The organism is Streptomyces sp. NPDC104814 (genome assembly GCF_055583185.1).
Genome location: NZ_JBVJOL010000009.1, coordinates 374,442 through 390,920 on the forward strand (window position 1 = coordinate 374,442; position 16,479 = coordinate 390,920).

At 69.7% G+C, this 16,479-nt stretch carries 14 protein-coding genes and 4 pseudogenes; 12 read left to right on the forward strand and 6 right to left on the reverse strand.

Annotation, left to right across the window (positions count from 1 at the left end; genetic code table 11):
• Window positions 1-51: 51 nt before the first annotated feature.
• Both ACZ64A_RS28290 and ACZ64A_RS28295 read left to right on the forward strand, forming a co-directional pair.
• Window positions 52-954: an ABC transporter ATP-binding protein gene (locus tag ACZ64A_RS28290; protein WP_469814279.1), complete on the forward strand. Its 903-nt coding sequence runs from the start codon at window positions 52-54 to the stop codon at window positions 952-954.
• Window positions 951-1,943, forward strand: a complete 993-nt coding sequence (locus ACZ64A_RS28295) for an ABC transporter permease subunit (protein WP_469814281.1) — start codon at window positions 951-953, stop codon at window positions 1,941-1,943. The genes ACZ64A_RS28290 and ACZ64A_RS28295 overlap by 4 nt, the downstream gene beginning before the upstream one ends.
• Before the next feature lie 287 nt (window positions 1,944-2,230).
• On the opposite strand, the gene ACZ64A_RS28300 is transcribed toward ACZ64A_RS28295, so the two are convergent.
• Window positions 2,231-3,172, reverse strand: a complete 942-nt coding sequence (locus ACZ64A_RS28300) for a LysR family transcriptional regulator (RefSeq protein WP_469814282.1) — start codon at window positions 3,170-3,172, stop codon at window positions 2,231-2,233.
• 90 nt (window positions 3,173-3,262) lie between these two features.
• Between ACZ64A_RS28300 and ACZ64A_RS28305 the strand changes: the two genes are divergently transcribed.
• The 5 genes and pseudogenes from ACZ64A_RS28305 to ACZ64A_RS28325 form a co-directional block, all read left to right on the forward strand.
• Window positions 3,263-4,648 (forward strand): MFS transporter, encoded by a 1,386-nt coding sequence (locus tag ACZ64A_RS28305; protein ID WP_469814284.1) that lies wholly within the window; start codon window positions 3,263-3,265, stop codon window positions 4,646-4,648.
• Between the two features lie 286 nt (window positions 4,649-4,934).
• The gene (locus ACZ64A_RS28310; RefSeq protein WP_469814285.1) at window positions 4,935-5,165 is read left to right on the forward strand and encodes a hypothetical protein; all 231 of its coding nucleotides are present in this window, start codon (window positions 4,935-4,937) and stop codon (window positions 5,163-5,165) included.
• Between the two features lie 390 nt (window positions 5,166-5,555).
• A complete protein-coding gene (locus tag ACZ64A_RS28315; RefSeq protein WP_469814286.1) occupies window positions 5,556-6,545 on the forward strand; it encodes an SGNH/GDSL hydrolase family protein in 990 nt (329 codons plus the stop codon).
• A 235-nt stretch (window positions 6,546-6,780) separates the two neighbouring features.
• Complete coding sequence (locus ACZ64A_RS28320; RefSeq protein ID WP_469814288.1) at window positions 6,781-7,023, forward strand: hypothetical protein; 243 nt, start codon at window positions 6,781-6,783, stop codon at window positions 7,021-7,023.
• Between the two features lie 212 nt (window positions 7,024-7,235).
• A pseudogene (locus ACZ64A_RS28325) lies at window positions 7,236-7,435 on the forward strand (transposase); the annotation flags it as partial.
• Window positions 7,436-7,661: 226 nt separating this feature from the next.
• Here ACZ64A_RS28325 and ACZ64A_RS28330 read toward each other — a convergent pair.
• Both ACZ64A_RS28330 and ACZ64A_RS28335 read right to left on the reverse strand, forming a co-directional pair.
• Entirely contained in the window at window positions 7,662-8,048 is a 387-nt protein-coding gene (locus tag ACZ64A_RS28330) for a TraR/DksA family transcriptional regulator (protein WP_469814290.1), read from the reverse strand.
• Between the two features lie 539 nt (window positions 8,049-8,587).
• Window positions 8,588-8,704, reverse strand: a pseudogene (locus ACZ64A_RS28335) (IS5/IS1182 family transposase); the annotation flags it as partial.
• 42 nt (window positions 8,705-8,746) lie between these two features.
• Here ACZ64A_RS28335 and ACZ64A_RS28340 point away from each other — a divergent pair.
• Window positions 8,747-8,848: pseudogene (locus ACZ64A_RS28340) on the forward strand (IS5/IS1182 family transposase); the annotation flags it as partial.
• Between the two features lie 371 nt (window positions 8,849-9,219).
• A pseudogene (locus ACZ64A_RS28345) lies at window positions 9,220-9,311 on the forward strand (IS5/IS1182 family transposase); the annotation flags it as partial.
• Between the two features lie 76 nt (window positions 9,312-9,387).
• On the opposite strand, the gene ACZ64A_RS28350 reads toward ACZ64A_RS28345, so the two are convergent.
• On the reverse strand, window positions 9,388-9,810 hold the full coding sequence (locus tag ACZ64A_RS28350) for an ASCH domain-containing protein (protein WP_469814292.1): 423 nt from the start codon (window positions 9,808-9,810) through the stop codon (window positions 9,388-9,390).
• A gap of 167 nt (window positions 9,811-9,977) precedes the next feature.
• Here ACZ64A_RS28350 and ACZ64A_RS28355 point away from each other — a divergent pair, with 167 nt between their 5' ends.
• A complete protein-coding gene (locus ACZ64A_RS28355) occupies window positions 9,978-10,112 on the forward strand; it encodes a hypothetical protein (protein WP_469814293.1) in 135 nt (44 codons plus the stop codon).
• Between the two features lie 273 nt (window positions 10,113-10,385).
• On the opposite strand, the gene ACZ64A_RS28360 is transcribed toward ACZ64A_RS28355, so the two are convergent.
• Window positions 10,386-11,018, reverse strand: a complete 633-nt coding sequence (locus tag ACZ64A_RS28360) for a helix-turn-helix domain-containing protein (protein WP_469814295.1) — start codon at window positions 11,016-11,018, stop codon at window positions 10,386-10,388.
• Window positions 11,019-11,112: 94 nt separating this feature from the next.
• Between ACZ64A_RS28360 and ACZ64A_RS28365 the strand changes: the two genes are divergently transcribed.
• Both ACZ64A_RS28365 and ACZ64A_RS28370 read left to right on the forward strand, forming a co-directional pair.
• On the forward strand, window positions 11,113-12,540 hold the full coding sequence (locus ACZ64A_RS28365; RefSeq protein ID WP_469814297.1) for an MFS transporter: 1,428 nt from the start codon (window positions 11,113-11,115) through the stop codon (window positions 12,538-12,540).
• A gap of 502 nt (window positions 12,541-13,042) precedes the next feature.
• On the forward strand, window positions 13,043-13,192 hold the full coding sequence (locus tag ACZ64A_RS28370) for a hypothetical protein (protein ID WP_469814299.1): 150 nt from the start codon (window positions 13,043-13,045) through the stop codon (window positions 13,190-13,192).
• Window positions 13,193-13,432: 240 nt separating this feature from the next.
• Here the strand turns inward: ACZ64A_RS28370 and ACZ64A_RS28375 are convergent, their stop codons facing one another.
• Window positions 13,433-15,979 carry a helicase associated domain-containing protein gene (locus ACZ64A_RS28375; protein ID WP_469814301.1) on the reverse strand — a complete coding sequence of 849 codons (2,547 nt, stop codon included), beginning with the start codon at window positions 15,977-15,979 and terminating at the stop codon, window positions 13,433-13,435.
• Between the last annotated feature and the right edge of the window lie 500 nt (window positions 15,980-16,479).

The following is a 16,479-nucleotide window of genomic DNA, read 5'->3' on the forward strand; positions in this document are numbered from 1 at the left end:
GGACACGGGATCCACATCCTCACCGCTTCTCCACCTCGATCGAGGAAACACATGACACCAGTACTGGAAGCCATGAAGCTTGGTAAGCGCTACGGCCGTCACCAGGCACTGACCGACTGCGACCTGAGCATCCCCCAGGGGCGCGTGATCGGCCTGGTCGGTCCCAACGGCGCCGGAAAGTCGACGCTGCTCAACATGTCCTGCGGGCTGATCCGGCCCACCTCGGGCACGATCCGCGTGCTGGGCGCCGAGCCCGCCGCAAGTCCGGCCCACCTGGCCAAGGTCGGCTTCGTCGCACAGGACACACCGGTGTACGCCGATCTGTCGGTCGCGGACCACCTGCGCATGGGCGCGAAACTGAACCCCCGTTGGGAGGGGCCGCTCGCGCAGCGGCGGATCGCCCAGATCGGACTGGACCCGAAACACAAGGCGGGGCGTCTCTCGGGAGGCCAGCGCGCCCAGCTCGCCCTGACCATCGCGGCGGCCAAGCGGCCCGAGCTGCTGATCTTCGACGAGCCCGCCGCCGCACTCGACCCGCTGGCCCGCGCGGGTTTCCTGGACAACCTGATGGGGTTCGTCACCGAACTGGGGGCCAGCGCCATTCTCTCCTCGCACGCGCTCTCCGATGTGGAGCGGGTCTGCGACTACCTGATCGTGCTGGCCGGCTCCCGGATCCAGGTGGCCGGCGACGTGTCCGGACTGCTGGCCGACCATCACCGGCTCATCGCAGGCCGCCAGGTCATCGACGAGCTGCCGGCCGGTGTGGAGGTGATCCGCGTGGAACACGCCCTGTCGGAGAGCACGGCGGTCGTGCGCGCGGAACAGCGGTGGTTGGCCGGCGGCCCCTGGAGCGTGGAGACCCTCGCTCTGGAGGAGTTGGTCCTGGCCTATATGACCCGGGCGCACCAGGCCGCCGCCCAGCCCGCCCTGACGGTCATGGAGGCACAGCGATGATCTGGCTGACTTGGCGCCAGTGCCGCGTTCAGGCGCTGGTGGGCCTCGGCGCCCTCCTGCTGCTCGGGATCTATCTGGTGATCCTCGGCCGACAGATCCACAGCAGCTACGACGACACGCTCGCGCACTGCACCGGCCACGGCAACTGCTCCAGCACACTGGGCACGTTCGCCGACCACTACAGCCTCCAGGTCGACCTGCTCAGTTACCTGCTGCTGGTGGTCCCCGCCGTCATCGGCATCTTCTGGGGCGCGCCGCTGATCAGTCGTGAGCTGGAGGCCGGAACTCACCAGTTGGTGTGGAACCAGAGCGTGACCCGTACCCGGTGGCTGGCAGTCAAGCTGGGGGTGGCCGGCCTGCTGAGCACGGGCGTGGCCGGGCTGTTCAGCCTGCTGCTGACCTGGGCCTCAGACCCGGTCAACACCGTCCTGAACAACCGTTTCGAACCGGTGCTGTTCGCGTCGCGCAATATCGCGCCGCTGGGCTATGCGGCCTTCGCCTCCGTGCTGGGGACCACCCTCGGGCTGTTCGTCCGCCACACCGTGCCCGCCATGGGAGCGACGCTGGTGGTCTTCGCCGTGCTCCAGATCGTCGTGCCCACCGTGATCCGGCCCCACTACCAATCACCGGTTCGCACGCCGGTGCCGCTCACCGCACAGCTGATCAGCGGCCTGACGAAGATCGGCACCTACGGCGACATCGGCGGGCTGCGAGTGCCCGGTGGACCCTGGGTGGTGGAGACCACCGCCATGCTCGACTCCAAGGGCAAGGAGGTCGGCCACACGACATGGTTCCAGGACTGCACCAACAACAAATCGCTGACCGAGATGCCGGGTTGCCTGGCGAAGGGCAACCTCCATGTGGACGTCTCCGAGCAACCGGCCGGCCGCTACTGGACCTTCCAATGGATGGAGACCGCGATCTTCACGGTCCTCGCCGGGTTGCTGGCCGTCCTGAGCTTCTGGCGGATCCGCAGCCGGCTCAACTGACGCCGGCGCGGCTGCGTCAGAACGGGTGAAGTAGCCGGGGGCAAGGCCGTGGCCGCACGTCGGTCAGGCGGACGGCAAAAGGCCGGCGCCCAGTCGCGCGGAACGCGGGTCCCCAGGGCACCGGCCAACCGAAACCTCGGACCAAGAATCGCCCTCAGCCTACGGGCGCAGCGCCCCCCACGCCCGCCGGGCAGGCCCGCTCGGGGAGCCCCACTGCGACGACACAGGCGCGCCAGCTCGCCCTCGCGTGCCTCAGCCGCGGCGGCAGTCAGTCGCTGAGGGCTTCCTCAAGGCTTCCGCGGATGTCCCTGCCCGGCGTGGAACGCGCGGGTTATTTCGGGCAGCGGGTCGGCTCGGTGCGCCACGTCGAGCAGGGCGTGCAGGGTGCGTTCGGCCCGGCCCAGCCGTGGCCGCCACTGCGCGACGATGCTGACCGGGCGGATCGGCTCGGCCAGCCGCAGTGCGGTAAGCTCCCCTCCCTGCAGCTGCCGGGCCACCGCCAATTCAGGCAGCAGCGACACCCCGTGTCCGTATCCGGTCAGCCGCAGCAGCGCTGACAACGAACCTTGAATCATCGTCAGTTGGGCGCCGGCGAGCAAATCCCGGCCGAAGCGGTCCACCAGCATCTCCGAGGTGCACCCGGGCTCCGCCACCAAGAAGTCGTACCGCAGCATCTCCGCGGGCGTTACGACCTCCTTGCGGGCCAGCGGATGGCTCGGCCCCGCCACAAGCACGGTTCGATCGTGCCCGACGACCGTGTGCGGGCCGACTATCCGGCCGCCATTGTCGTAGCGGAAGGTCAAGTCCAACACGCCTTCCGCAAGGGCATGTTGCAGCGCTTGCCGGTTGGTGACCGTCAGCTCCACGTCCGCACCGCTGTCCGTGTCGCTCGTCCCGTATTTCAATGCTGCCAGGACATCGGGCATCCACACGTGCGCCAGGGACTCCTGCGCCCCGATCCGCAGCCGCGGCCGCTCGCCGCGGGCCACCCGACGCATCCGCTCCTCCAGCTCCAAGGCCTCGCGGACGTATGGCAGTAGTCTCTCGCCGGCCTCCGTGAGTACCGCACCAGTGCCCGCGCGCACCAGCACGCTCACTCCCAAGTCCGCTTCAAGCCGCTTGATCTGAGCGCTGAGGCTGGACTGCGCATACCCCAAAGCCTGCGCGGCAGCAGAGATGCCGCCATGATCGGTGACAGCGACAAGAGCGCGCAGATAGCGAGAGTCCACGACGGTAGGGTAACGGCCATCGGACTCTCCGATGGGGCTATCGGATTTACGGCGTCGCAGGTCGGGGGGCCGTTGGGACACGCTGCAGCCATGACCACAGCAGAGCCCCTCTCTTGCATCTCCGGCGCCGCGCCGGAAAAGCCCCCACTGCCCACCTTCCTGTCCAAGCCAGCGTTCGCCGGCATCGCCGCAGGCAACCTACTCGTCCTGCTCGACACCTCGATCCTCAACGTGGCCGTCCCCGACATGCAGAAGTCCCTGCACCCGGCCGCCGCCGTACTGCCCTGGGCCGTCGATGCCTACACCGTCGTCTTCGCCGGGCTACTGCTCGCCGGCGGTGTCATCGCCGACCGGTGGGGCCCCCGCCGCGTGTATGCCACCGCGCTCGGTCTGTTCGCCGCCCTGTCCGTGGTGTGCGCCCTCACGTCGAACATCGGCTCCCTCATCGCCGGCCGTGCACTGCTAGGAGCCGCGGGCGCCGGCCTGGTGCCCGCATCCCTGGCGCTGCTGATCCATCTCCACCCCGACCCCGTCCGCCGCACCCGAGCCATCGGCACCTGGACCGCCCTCAGCGGCCTCGGTGCCGCCGCCGGGCCCATCCTCGGCGGCGCCCTGGTCGAACTCGGCGGCTGGCGGCTGGTGTTCCTTGTCAACCCGCCGATCGCACTGGCAGCGCTGCTCCTCGCCCGCCGACTGCCGGCGCCGCCGGTGCGCGCCACCCGCGCCCTGGACCGTCCGGGCCTCACCCTGTCCACCGCCGGACTCGGCCTGCTCACCTTCGGCCTGGTCGAGGCCGGCATCAAGGGCTGGGGCACGCCACAGGCCCTGATCCCCATCGCAGCCGCGTTGGTCTGCTTCGTAGCCGTCGCCCTCGTGGAGCGCAGGGCGGCCGCCCCGGTCCTGCCGCCGGCCCTGCTCGCCCTGCCGAAGGTACGGGCAGCGATGATCGCCGCTGCGGTGTCCTGCTTCGCCTACTTCGGCGGGATGTACCTGTTCGCGCTGTGGTTGCAGCACACCTACCACCTGACCCCGTTCAGGGCCGGCATCGCTTCGCTGCCGATCGCCTTCCCGGTATGCGTCATGCCGTTCTTCACCGGCCGGCTCGTCGCCCGCTACGGGCCCCGCCCGATCTTGTTGACCGGCATGACGGCCACCGTCCTCTCCGGCGTGCTCCTGACCTTCGCGGTGGGTCATCACCCGCCCCTGCCCCTGATCCTCGTGGCCGAGCTCACCCTCGCCGCGACCGGCACCCTGTCCATCCCAGGCGCCGCCGCCGCGATGGCCGCATCCGCCCCGCAGGAGTACGCCGCCACCAGCCAGGGCGCGCTCAACGGCATCCGCCAGGCCGGCTCGGCCCTCGGTGTCGCCGTGCTCGGTACTCTCGGCGCGCTCACCACCTCCGGCTACGTCCTCATCACCATCGGCCTGTTGGCCGTACTGCTGGTGGCGAAGGCGACATCAGCACTGCGCACCTGACGGAGCTTCACTGCCGCCCGAAAAGGCGCTGCCTTCCGGAGTGTGCGTCGCCGCTGCATCGGTGAACTCCTCGTCCATCCCCTCCACGAACTGGATGCCCCCGGGTAGCCGCAACCCGGGCGGCGGCAAAGGATGGCCGGCCCGTCAGCGCCCACATCTTTCACGGCATTGTCACGGCAGCCGTGATCCTGCTTCGGCTCCGCCCTCGAAGGCGTCCAGCCAGTAGCCAAGAGTTGTCCCGTCATGCCACGAAGCAGAAGGTCATGCTGTGTCAGGGTCGGTGCCGATGGCACCGACCTCTCATGGGCGCTGGCGGTACGCCTCGGTCATGGCCCGCCAGGACTGGGCCGACGGCCGCGTCTTCCACCAGGTCCAGGTCGACCTGCTCGGCGACGCCAGGATCAGCCACCGTATGTACCAGTGGCCGCAGCCGGGCCTGCGCGCCGTACGCGGCCCGCAGCACCGACCCGCCCCGGACACCGGCAGCGTGCCGCGCGCCCTTCGATGCACGCTCTGACGAGATGCCGCCCAGGGGCCAAAAGGCCCGCCCGATGAGCAGACGGACGAAGGATGATGCCCTGCCCCATCAGGGCGGGGCATCGTCTGTTGCACCTCAGTGACTCAGCGGTCGGGGTGGCCGCCGGCGTACTCGCTGCGGCCAGAGCATCAGCGCTATACGGGCGGGTGGTTTACCTGGCGCACCCGTCAGACGCCGCGTGCTCCCCTCTACCTTCGAAGGGTAGTCAATCGACTACGGAGAGCGAGATGAGGTGTGAGGTGCGTTCGACCTCTAGCGCCGACTGGCGGCCTTCACCTCGACAACTCCCCGCTGCCGCTTAACCCTGGAGGATCCATGCGACACCCCGTCTCCCGCCTGCGCAGGCGAGCCCTGGCCTTAGCACTCACTATGGCGGCGGTCGCCCTCGTGCCCGCGCTCCCCGCCGGCGCGGCCGACCAGTACGAGTGGGCCGCGCTGGGCGACTCATACACCGCGGGCGGGTTCGTCGGGGACCCGCAGCCTCCGCTCGGCGATGCGTCGCGGGATGGCTGTGACCGCACCAGCGACGCCTACCCCGGTGTGGTCGAGCGGGAGCTCGAAGAGTTCCCGCCGGGCAAGTACGTTCACCTGACCAACGTCAGCTGCGGCAACGCCACCATCGCTGACATCGCCGACAGCAAGCAGACACCGATCAGCCCGGTCCAGCCGCCCGCCGGAGGCTGGCCTGCGGTGGACCCGCAGATCCAGCGAGCAAAGCTCAACGACGAGACCGATGTCGTCACCATCGGCGTCGGCGGTAACAGCCTGCCCTTCGGCGGCATGCTCCTGAAGTGCCTCGAACTGGGCGCTACGCTCGGCAAGTCCTGCCGCGAGTACTACACCAGTCCTCCCGAGGGTGAGGAGAGCATCCAGGACAAGCTCGCCAGGGTCCAGGACGAGTACGTCACGATGCTGGCCAAGGTGCACCAGGCCGCACCCAACGCCAAGGTGATCACCGTCGGCTATCCGGCCGTGCTGCCCGAGGAGGCCGCCGACTGCAACCGCACGTCGCTCACCGAACTGGGCTCGATCAAGCACGCCGACATCGACTGGCTTCGTGACCACGTCCTCAAGCCGCTGAACAGCACGATCCAGCGGGTCACGTCCTTCTTCGGCGACCGCTACGTCGATGTCTACTCCTCCAGCGTGGGCCACGACGCCTGCCAGAGCGCGGACACCAAGTGGGTCGAAGGAATCTGCGGCGACGCCGCGGACTACTGGCCCGCCAAACTCCCCGGCACCCTGCTGAACTGCGCTGTCATCCACAAGCGGGTCACCCTGGTCCACCCCAACGCCGAAGGCCACGCCAACACCGCCGCCCTCGTCGAACGAGCCATCCGCATCGCCCTCCTCCGCTGACCAACCAGCCGAACCGCGACGCCAGAACCCCGGCACCCGAGCGGAAGATGCGGCTCGGCGAGCGCCTGGGGCACCGCTCGCCGAGCGCACCTGCAGAGGCAAAAGCTCGACGCTCCCCGCCCGGCGATGAGCGGAGCGGCGCAACCAGCACCCTGAGGTGACCGCCTTGTCACCAATGGCCCCTGGTCTCTCCGCCCCCGTAGAGACCAGGGGCCACCCGCGACAGGACAGACAGATGACGGCTCAACTGCGCTGTGACGACCCCCTTGGCACCGGCCCCGGGACCTCCGCTCAGCGCATCAGCGCGGCGCAGGCCGACCTCCTGGAGACCGACGATGTCGCGGTCGTCGGCGAGGGCCGTACAGGCGGAGCCATCGGCACGCACGTGAGCTGGATGTGCGACCACTGCGGCTCGAACGGGCCCTGGAACGGCAGTGTCTGTCAGACATGCCTGCGCCCCAGCTACCCGGACTGGTGACAGTGAGTGGCCATCGCCGCCCTGGTGCCGTGTCGCTCTGAACCGGGTGTCTTCCGGTGCTTGGCAGGGCATGTGCCACGGCTGCCGCGGCATGCCTCGGACCCTGGCCGCGTCAGCGTCTCGGCCTGAGTAGATCGAATCTGGTCACGCAAGCGCCGACCTGCCCAGCCTTGAAGATCGTCTCGACTGGCTTGATCAGTAGGCTCACGGGCATGATGGCATTGGCGGAGCGGCTGGTGCCGGATGGGCTGTGGCAGTTGTTCCAGCGGGTGGTTCCTGCTGCTCCCGTGCGGTCGCAGGGTGGTGGATGACGGAGGTATGGGGACCGGCAGGTGCTGGACGGCGATCGTGTTCCGTGGCCACGACGGGCTGTACATGGCGACAGCTGCTGCCGGTCTTCGGCCCGTCCGGGTGCGTCCCCGATGCCAAGCCAGGCCATCACGCTGAGCGACCGTCCCCCAAAGCCTCCCAGCGAAGCGAATCCGGAGCGAAGTAGCGCGGTCTCCCCAGGAGCCCCAGGAGCCCCAGGAGCCCCAGGAGCCCCAGGAGGCCCGTGGGCCGCCTGATCTCCGCCGTTGAGAACGTAGACCCCCGCACGCGGGTCTCGAAGGCTGGTCGCGCCCTCGACCATGCACGCTTCAACGTGCTACAGACGCGCAGCGCACGCAGGTTTTCGCCGCCGGGCGAACTTCGAGGCGCCCCGTCGGGATCGGCTCACCACACTGCTCGCAGCGCCCGTAGTCGCCTCTCTCCAAGCGCTCCAGGGCGTGCTCGAGATCGATCAGATGCTCGCGCGCCTGGGACAGCAGGGCAGCGACGTGCGCCCGCTCGAAGGCCGTGCTCGCCCCCTCCGGGTCGTGCTCGTCGTCGATGGCCACCAGGGCGTTCGCCTCGACGATCCCTTCGAACTCACGGCTCAGGGCGGATATCTGCTGCAGTGTGCCGACGCGGTCGGCCGCCAGAACCGCACGTATCGCCTCGGCCGGAGGTACGGGAAAGGCAGCATTGCTGGATGGATCGTCCATAAGGGAGGAAACCTTTTCGCCTTGGGTCGCATTCCCGGGTGGCCGCGAGGCAGGGCTCCCGCCCGATGCGGCTGACCGCGCGTCCAAGCGGTCGCCGGCCTGCTGTCCCACCAGCACACGGTGGCCGCCGCGGGGCACGCGGATGCGGGACATTCGAAGGGTTCTTGAGGTGGGCGATGCCGTGTTCGACATGAATACGGCGTGAGGAGTGCGCCTTGCGCTGTCGTTGGTACAGCCTCACGGCGTTCGACCAGGCCACTTCCCTCGATATGCGTTAGCAGCGTGGGCTGGCCGGTGCGCGCCAGCCCGAGCGTCCCGACATCTTCGTCTGGGAGCACGAGAGCGACAGCCGTCGATGGGTCGCCAACAACCTGCAGGACTACCTCGGCCGTTCGCTCCGAGCCAGTGGCGACAACTGGTATCAGCTCTAGCACGAAGGCGAACGAAGGTCATGTAGAGCTGCGCGATACTCGAAAGCAATGGGGTCATCGGGCACACTCACGTGCGCCGGACGAAGTGACCGCCTGGGACATCAGTGCCGGCGCGTCACCAACCTGACCTGCAGTGACGGTGAAGTCCAGAGGCCTTACCCCGCCGTCCGCGGCCAGGTGCACCTTGGTGCTCAGCCCACCGCGGGAGCGTCCGAGCGCGTGATCGGCGGGCTCGCCGGAGAAAGCCGCCCCTTTTTACGTGCCCCAGCTGTCATCCCTCAGCCGTCCGACCAGTTCGGTCACCGCTTGCGGCGGGGCCGCCAAGGTGGCCGCCCACCTGGCTTCGACGCCGAGGCATACAAGCAGCGGACTCCTGGGCGGAGCACATGCCCGTGCAGGCCCCTGGCGACTGGGCAGGGTTGTGCGGGATGGGAATCGGCCTCGGTGCTGGGGAGATCGCCTACGCGGCACACGCCGCCTCGTCAGCATCCAGCAGAGCGCGGGTCCGGTGCCGCCGGCGAGGTGGAGTGCGGCCTCATAGGTGATGGCGAGCTTGTCGGTTCGTGTGGCCAGACCGCGCCACTGCTTGAGCCGTCACTCAGCGAAAACGCGTCCTGCCGCGGCCGCGCCTCGACATGCCCCCGCCGCACATCGGCCAGCCACCGCCACACCGTCCGCTCCGACACACCCGCCAGCTCCGCCGCGATCCGCACATGCAACGCAGTCAGTGCCCCGTCCCCCTCCGCCGCCGCTGCGAGCGCAAGCCGGAACACTTCCTCGCCTTCAACGCCATCGCCGCGACCCTCATATGCACCGCAGACTCACCAAGTGAAATGACGTCTAAGGCGGCGTCCGGACGCACTCGACGGGGCGTTGCCGCCCGGTTTCCTGCCGAGATGGGGCAGGTTTCAGGATGCTTCGCTTTCGATCACCCGAAACCGCTGGGCGACCACGAGGGTGTCGTCGCCGACGATCGCGGTGCGCCCCAGGAACTTGGTCACACCCTCGCTCCGGAAGAACTTCTCGTGGGCCCCCTGCCACTCGGCGGCATCCCGGTAGCCGCGGCCCTCGGCGCGGGCGAAGTCGTCGTCGATCTCCCTCATGGGGACGACCCGTACGTCTACCAGTTCGATCGTGACGGCCGGACGCCCCTGGGAATCGAGCACCGCGAAGCGCTGACCGACTGTCGGCACAGCCTCGCCGACGTGCTGGTGGATCTCCAACAGGCCCGTGAGCGCGGTCTTGCGGCCGCTCATGATCGCCTCCACCCCCTGGTCGCGTTCCGGACCGGGAAAGGCAAGTTCGAGAGTCGGCAGATCATCGTGGCCCATCGGGCGAGCGTACGAAGCCCGAGCGCGCCGATCAAGCGATGTAGACCGTTCCCACGAGTAGGCCGCCTCGTCGCCCGCACGTGCCGCCCGATTCCGGCCGCAGTCGTCTCCAAGGGAAGCTCAGGCCGCGGGGGACCCGCACTCCTTCGGACGGCGCGGATCGTGGGGTGGACGTCGTCGAGCCCTTCGGCGCACCGGAGACCCAGGACGAACTGGTCACCGACGTTCAGCGCACGCCGTGGCTGAAGGCAGCCGGCCCCCTCGAAGCTGCCACGTGGGTGATCTCGACAGCTCGGTCCTGAAGGGGCACGTGTGGACCAAACTGCTCGACGAGGCGGGATTCACCGACTTCACGGTCGGCGTCCTGGCCGCCGCCACCGGACCGCGCACCGCCGACACACTGCTGGTGAGCCCCGGCCATCCGTCCTGGAGCAGGGCCGGCCGGCACACTGACGCAGCCCGGCGGCCGCAGCAGTGGCCGGGCACCGGACTCACCGCCGGGCGGGCCCAAGCTGGTTGGTCTGCTGCGATGACGAACGGTGAGTTGGTCGTCGACCCACGCGCTGGGGTGTGGGTCATCTCGTCGTCGGCGGGTTCTGGGCGCCAGGCATTACAGGGTCCGTGGTGGATGGCCTGGTGCGGACGGTGGGCTGATCCCCGCGGGGACCGAACAGGTGCAGGATCTCTACGGCGTTGGAGTCCGCGGGCCCGAACCAGTGAGGTTCTGTGGTGTCGAACTCGGCCACTTCGCCGGGCCGCAGCGTGAACTCTCGCGCCCCGAGGACGAGGCGCAGCCGGCCGGCGAGGACGTAGAGCCATTCGTAGCCCTCGTGCGTGACCAGTTCCGGCTCGCGGTGCGCCAGCACCTGTTTGAAGACCTGAACCCGGCCCGGGTACTGCGTCAGGGGCACCAATACGCTGCCGCGCCTCTTGGGCAGGGGCCGCAGATGCACCCGGGGGTCACCGCTGGCCGGTGCCGCCACCAGCTGGTCGAGCGCGACGTGGTGCGCCCGTGCCAGCGGGATGAGCAGATCGAGCGTCGGACGGCGCCTGCCCGACTCCACCCGTGACAGCGTGCTGACGGAGATCCCGGTCGTGACGGCGAGTGCCTCGAGCGTGAGTCCCCGCTCCCGGCGCAGCTTGCGCAGCCGCGGCCCGATGCCGTTGAGGATCTGCTCCAGCTCCGCGTCCTCGACTTCCTTGCCCATGCACCCATTTTGCAGGGTCCGCAAAACTGCTGGGCCGTGGCCACCGCGCGGCCTGAGTCTTGCCGGACATAGTTCCCGGACACCAGAGGCAGACATGACCGCGACGACACATCCCGTTCCCTCCCCGCTCAGTGCGCGCAGACGCTGGACGATCCTGGCCGTCTGCTGCCTGAGCATGTTCCTGGTCGGTCTGGACACCACCATCGTCAACGTGGGCCTGCCGGCCATCGGACGCGGTGTGCGGGTCGGTACCCGCGGACTGGAATGGATCGTGGACGCCTACACCCTCGTCCTGGCCAGTTGCCTGATCTCCTCCGGCGCAATGGCGGACCGCTTCGGACGCCGCCGGGTGTTCCAGTGCGGACTGGCCGTCTTCGGCACCGCCTCACTGCTCTGCGCCCTCGCCCCGTCCGCCGGCCTGCTCATCACGGCTCGTGCCCTGCAGGGCATCGGCGCCTCGATGCTCAGCCCGGTGGCACTCGCGATCGTGGTGAACGTGATGACCGACCCGAAGGAACGGGCGCAGGCGATCGGCATCTGGGCATCGGTGTTCGGACTGAGCATGGCCGCCGGCCCCGTCACGGGCGGCGCGCTGCTCCACGGGCTCGACTGGCGGGCGCTGTTCTGGATCAACGCCCCGGTCATCGCCGCCGCCCTGCTGCTCAGCGCAGTGTTCGTGCCCGATTCCCGGGCGCCGCACAACAGGCGGCTCGACCTGCCCGGACAGTTCCTGCTGACCGTGGTCCTCACCGCCGTGGTCGGCGTCCTGATCGAAGGACCGCGCATCGGCTGGACATCGCCCGCGGCGCTGGCTGGCTGCGCCGGGGCCGCCGCGGCGGCAGCCGTATTCGTGCGGGTGGAGTCCCGCCGCACTGAACCACTCATGGACCTGCGGCTCTTCAAGCGCCCGGCCTTCAGCGGCGCCGTCGTGGGCGCGGTGGCCGTGTTCGTCGCCCTTAACATGACGCTGCTGCTGAACACCCTCTACCTGCAGCACACCCGGCAATGGACGCCACTGGCCGCCGGCCTGGCGACCTTGCCCCTGGCCGTCGGAGCGACCGTCTGCGCCCCCTGGTCCGGCCGCATGGTCGCCAGCACGGGACCGAGACGGCCGCTGCTGCTGGGCGGCGCCTTCATCGCGGCCGGCGCCCTCTGCCTGGTCGGGCTCACCCCGCACACGAGCGTGCTCCTGCTGCTGGCCGCCTACCTGCTCATCGGCATCGGGTTCGGCTTCGCCAACGCTCCGATCACCAACACCGCGGTCAACGGACTGCCGCCCGCCCGTGCCGGCGTAGCCGGGGCGATCACCTCCACCGCGAGGCAACTCGGCGCCGCCCTCGGGATCGCCCTTGCCGGCGGACTGGTCACGGCCGCCACCCCGGCGGGGCTGGCCCACGCCTCCCGCCCCGGCTGGGTCCTGGTCGCTGCCTGCGGCGGACTGCTCCTCCTCCTGGCCCGCACAGCGCCACCAAAGGCATCCTCGCCGAGCCCCGCCTCCCCGCCGGCGCGGCAGCCCGCCTGAACCCACCGGGCCCCATGTCCTGCTCGGAGGCCAGCAGGCAGCGGGCCATGCGGACAGCAGGACGAAGAGCGAGCCGCGGGACGGGAGGTAACCCGCCCCCCGGACCTCGGTGAGGTCCCGCGGCCGGGCAGGAGACCGGTGGCAGCCCCCGGCGGTGGCGTGCAGGCGGGCCGCGAGCGGGCGGGGAACGCACACGCGTCGATCGTTGCCGGTTCCACCCGGCGCCCACGACGCTCAGCAGCGAGCTGCCCGGTCAGCTCACCGATGTTCGCCTGCGCCGCGCCCAGATCCGCAACCCACCTCTGCTCCCGCTCGCGCGCAGCGGCCAGAACCGCAGCCCTCTCCTCCTCCCGCCGCTCCGCCTCGCTTTCCAGGCGCGTATCGTCGCGCGCTGCTTGGCCCAGCCCGCGCGCTGCATCGCGACCCACATGCCGAGGTCTTCGCCCTGCACGATCACCTCGCCCGCGGCCTGGGGGAGTGTTCCGCCGGCCTGGAGGTGGGCGTGGGTGAGTCGGAAGCACCGCTGCCACCCGATCTCCTCGACCTTGCGCTCGGCGGCGGGACCCTGCTGAGCGGAGTCCTTCTCCAGGCGATCGAGGAACGCGCACTTCAGGCAGCGCGGGCCGTCGAGGAGGAACTGGCCCGGGAGTAGCTAGACGAGTACGCCGCGCTCCCGCACGCCGCTGAAGACGATCCGGAACTGCGGGAACTGCTCGAGCGGATCAGCGACTACTACGAGCATCCGGAACGTCTTGCAGCGCCGGTAGACCAGGACGGAACCACCGACGCCGACTGAACCAGCCGCGACACCCCCCTGGCCACCTCCGTCCTGCGGCCTCTCAATGCGGTCCTCGGGCTGGCCGGTCCTCTGTGGCCGCGCTGTGCGCCGGTGTCACCAGTGCATGCCCAACGCGTCGAGTTCGGTGCGGCGCTCTGCGCTGAGTCGGTCGGCGCGGCGTCGTGTGTTGTCGAGCCAGGTTCCCAGCTTCACGGCCTGCTGACCGTCACTCTCGCCCTCGTCGACGTACTCGATGTGCTTGCGTGGCACCCGTAGATGCCCTTCGCGGGCGTGGTACTGCCGTGCGGCGGCGAGGTTGGCCGCCCAGCGTTCGTCCTGACTGCGCCGCACCGGCCGCGCCGCCTCCCCAGCGGGCAGCGGCTCGAGCCCGAGCACACCGGACAGCAGCCACTGCTGCGCCGGCAGCAGCTTGTCCCACCCGGCCCGCTGCGCGGCCACCCACGCGCCGAGGTCTTCGCCTTGCACGATCACCTCACCCACGGCCCGCGGGAGTGTTCCGCCGGCCTGAACGTGCGCGTGCGTGAGCCGGAACGCCCGCTGCCACCCGATCTCCCACGCCGGGCACCACCCAGGGTCGATCTCGTCCAAAGCGTCCATCCGCCGCTCTGACAGCTCTCCAGCAGCACTCACGCCCGTCTCCCCAGCCGCCCGTCGTTCAGCGTTCAGGCGCGTCCTGCGGGCCGCGTCCCGGGCGTTCTTGGCCCACTTCCCGATCGGATACCCCTCCCAGACCGCAGCCGTGGGCGGCAACAGATGGGAGTGCACGGCCGCGTAGTCACGGGCCACAGCGAGGCCTTCCGCCCACGCGCTCTCCCATACCGACCACACCATCCCCAACGCCTCGAGCTCGATCACGCGCTCCGCCTCGAGTGTCCCGGCCGCGTAGTACTTCCGCTGGTCTGCCAGCCACCGCCCCAAAGGATGCCTGCCGGCCGCACCCCACGACTCCGGGGTGACGTACGTGTACGGCACCCGCAGCTCGGCCGCACCCGTCTCCCGCAGCCACCGGGACGCAACCTCGATACCGCGCCGCCAGTAGGCCCCCTCCGGGTCGATGACCCGCAGCCGCACAAACGCCGCCAACACGGCAGGATCCCGCTCCTCGGCGAACCGCACCAGCCCGGCCGCACGCCCACTGACCCACGCCGCCCTTTCCTCGCCCGCGCCCTGCTCGTCGTCCGCCTCCTGGTCCCCACTCCACCCCTGATCGTCGTCCGCGACGCCCTGGCCGTCGTCCATCTCGGGCTGTGGCCGGCCGGAGCGCATCCGCGGGTCGGCGAGCGCCTCGATGGTCTCCGTGTCATGTGCCCGCAGCGCGGTCAGCACCTTCGCCAGGGCCCCGTACGCCCCCGAGGTCAGCATTTCACCCGCGTCTTCATCAGGCCGCAGGAATACCGGCACGATCAAAGTCGCCAGCTTCCCGTGCCCCGGATGCATACGCAGGGCACGCCCGACCATCTGCACGATGTCGACCATCGACCCGCGTACGTCCGCGAACAGCACCGCATCACACTCGGCCGTATCCACCCCCTCACCGAGCACCCGCACGGAACTCAACACCCGCAAAGCCGCCCGAACGTCCTGTCCTTCAGCCGCATACTTACCGAGGAAATCCGAGGCGAACTCATCGAGCACCATCCGCCGGTGCCCGGGCGCATGCTCGCCGTACAGCCAGTCCGCCCACACCCGCTCCGCAGGCGGGAACACCTCCGCCTCCCCGACCGCCAGCCGGGCCGCCGTCTCGGCAACACCGACCGCCATCGCCTCCGCCTCACCCACCCGCGAATGAAACGACAACACCCGCCGAAACCGCTCCTGAACGGCCGCACGCATCAACCCCGCCTGAATCGCCGCCAGCCGCGCCCCACGCACCGCATCCGAGGCCGCATCCCCCTCAGCGAACAGCTCCCACACGCCAGGGTCGCGGATATCCAGGCACAGCACCTGATACGGCGCCACAATCCCCAGCCGGATCGCCTCCGACAACCGCAGCTTGTACGCCACCGGCCCAAACACCGGCGAGTCCTCGCCCATACTCGCCACCAACCGCGACGAACCCCCACCCCCGGCCTCCCACACCCGCGCCGTCGCCGTCATATACAACCGCCGCACCGCCGGAACCTGCTGCTGATCATGCACCGCAGCCCACGGCTTACCCACATCACCACTCGTACGGTGCGCCTCATCCACGACCATGAGATCCCACACGGCCAGGCCGCCGGCGTGCGCCCGCTGCAGGATGCCCAGCCCCACGGACGCGTACGTCGCGAACACGGTCACCGTGTCCAAATCCCGCGTCCACTCCACCAACTCAACCGGGTCGGTGGTGCAGGGCACCCCGTGGCTCTCCTCCGCCCGCAGCGAGCACACCCCGACCATCGCCCCCCGACGACCGGCCCGCCGCCAGGCCCCGGCCATCTGCGTCAGCAGGTCCAGCGTCGGCACCAAGACCAGCACCCGCCGCGCAGACAGCCGCCGCGCGGCCTCCACACCGATCAGCGTCTTCCCCGAACCCGTGGCAGCGATCACCTGCGCCCGCAGCCCCTCAGGCGGCATGTGCCCACCAGAAGGCGTACCGAGAACCCTCAACACGCCGTCCACTGCCTCGACCTGATGCGGACGCAAATCCATGACGCTCATTCCCACTGCTCACTTTCCAGGCGATCATCGGAAACCGCATCTGTCATGGACGCCGGACTCGGTCCTGGAGAAAACGGCACCAGGGGAGGGGCACCCTGGCCATTATCCCAGAACCAAGCTAACCCTGAAACTGACGCACCAATCCGCGGTCCCAGTGCCAGCCGACAGGATCGCCCGCCGGCACAATCTCATCGAGAGGCGGCCCACGGGATGACAGGCCGTCAATCCCCAAGAAACGCACCCGCCAACCCCGGCCCAACCCAACAGCGGAAAGCCGGTACCCCCCTCGTGCAGCCAGCCATGACGCGCGCGGAGCGTGCGTCATGTTCTGTACCGGACTGCGGAGCAGGCCGGTACAGAACAGGCCCGGCCGAAGGCCGGGCCAACGGGACCACGGAGTGGGCCCGTTCGGCGGACGGAGTCCGCCGCATCCCGCGCGGAGCGCGGGATTACCCGCCGCGTAGCGGCGGCGCGTCGTGTCTGCGGAGCAGACCGCGCGC

What these genes read in the sequence shown, in the direction of transcription:
- ACZ64A_RS28295 (WP_469814281.1), top strand. Translation starts at nt 951, where the DNA reads ATGATCTGGCTGACTTGGCGCCAGTGCCGCGTTCAGGCGCTGGTGGGC.
- ACZ64A_RS28310 (WP_469814285.1), top strand. Translation starts at nt 4,935, where the DNA reads ATGGCACCGACCTCTCATGGGCGCTGGCGGTACGCCTCGGTCATGGCC.
- ACZ64A_RS28320 (WP_469814288.1), top strand. Translation starts at nt 6,781, where the DNA reads ATGACGGCTCAACTGCGCTGTGACGACCCCCTTGGCACCGGCCCCGGG.
- ACZ64A_RS28365 (WP_469814297.1), top strand. Translation starts at nt 11,113, where the DNA reads ATGACCGCGACGACACATCCCGTTCCCTCCCCGCTCAGTGCGCGCAGA.
- ACZ64A_RS28350 (WP_469814292.1), bottom strand. Translation starts at nt 9,810, where the DNA reads ATGGGCCACGATGATCTGCCGACTCTCGAACTTGCCTTTCCCGGTCCG.
- ACZ64A_RS28330 (WP_469814290.1), bottom strand. Translation starts at nt 8,048, where the DNA reads ATGGACGATCCATCCAGCAATGCTGCCTTTCCCGTACCTCCGGCCGAG.
- ACZ64A_RS28360 (WP_469814295.1), bottom strand. Translation starts at nt 11,018, where the DNA reads ATGGGCAAGGAAGTCGAGGACGCGGAGCTGGAGCAGATCCTCAACGGC.
- ACZ64A_RS28290 (WP_469814279.1), top strand. Translation starts at nt 52, where the DNA reads ATGACACCAGTACTGGAAGCCATGAAGCTTGGTAAGCGCTACGGCCGT.
- ACZ64A_RS28315 (WP_469814286.1), top strand. Translation starts at nt 5,556, where the DNA reads ATGGCGGCGGTCGCCCTCGTGCCCGCGCTCCCCGCCGGCGCGGCCGAC.
- ACZ64A_RS28305 (WP_469814284.1), top strand. Translation starts at nt 3,263, where the DNA reads ATGACCACAGCAGAGCCCCTCTCTTGCATCTCCGGCGCCGCGCCGGAA.
- ACZ64A_RS28375 (WP_469814301.1), bottom strand. Translation starts at nt 15,979, where the DNA reads ATGAGCGTCATGGATTTGCGTCCGCATCAGGTCGAGGCAGTGGACGGC.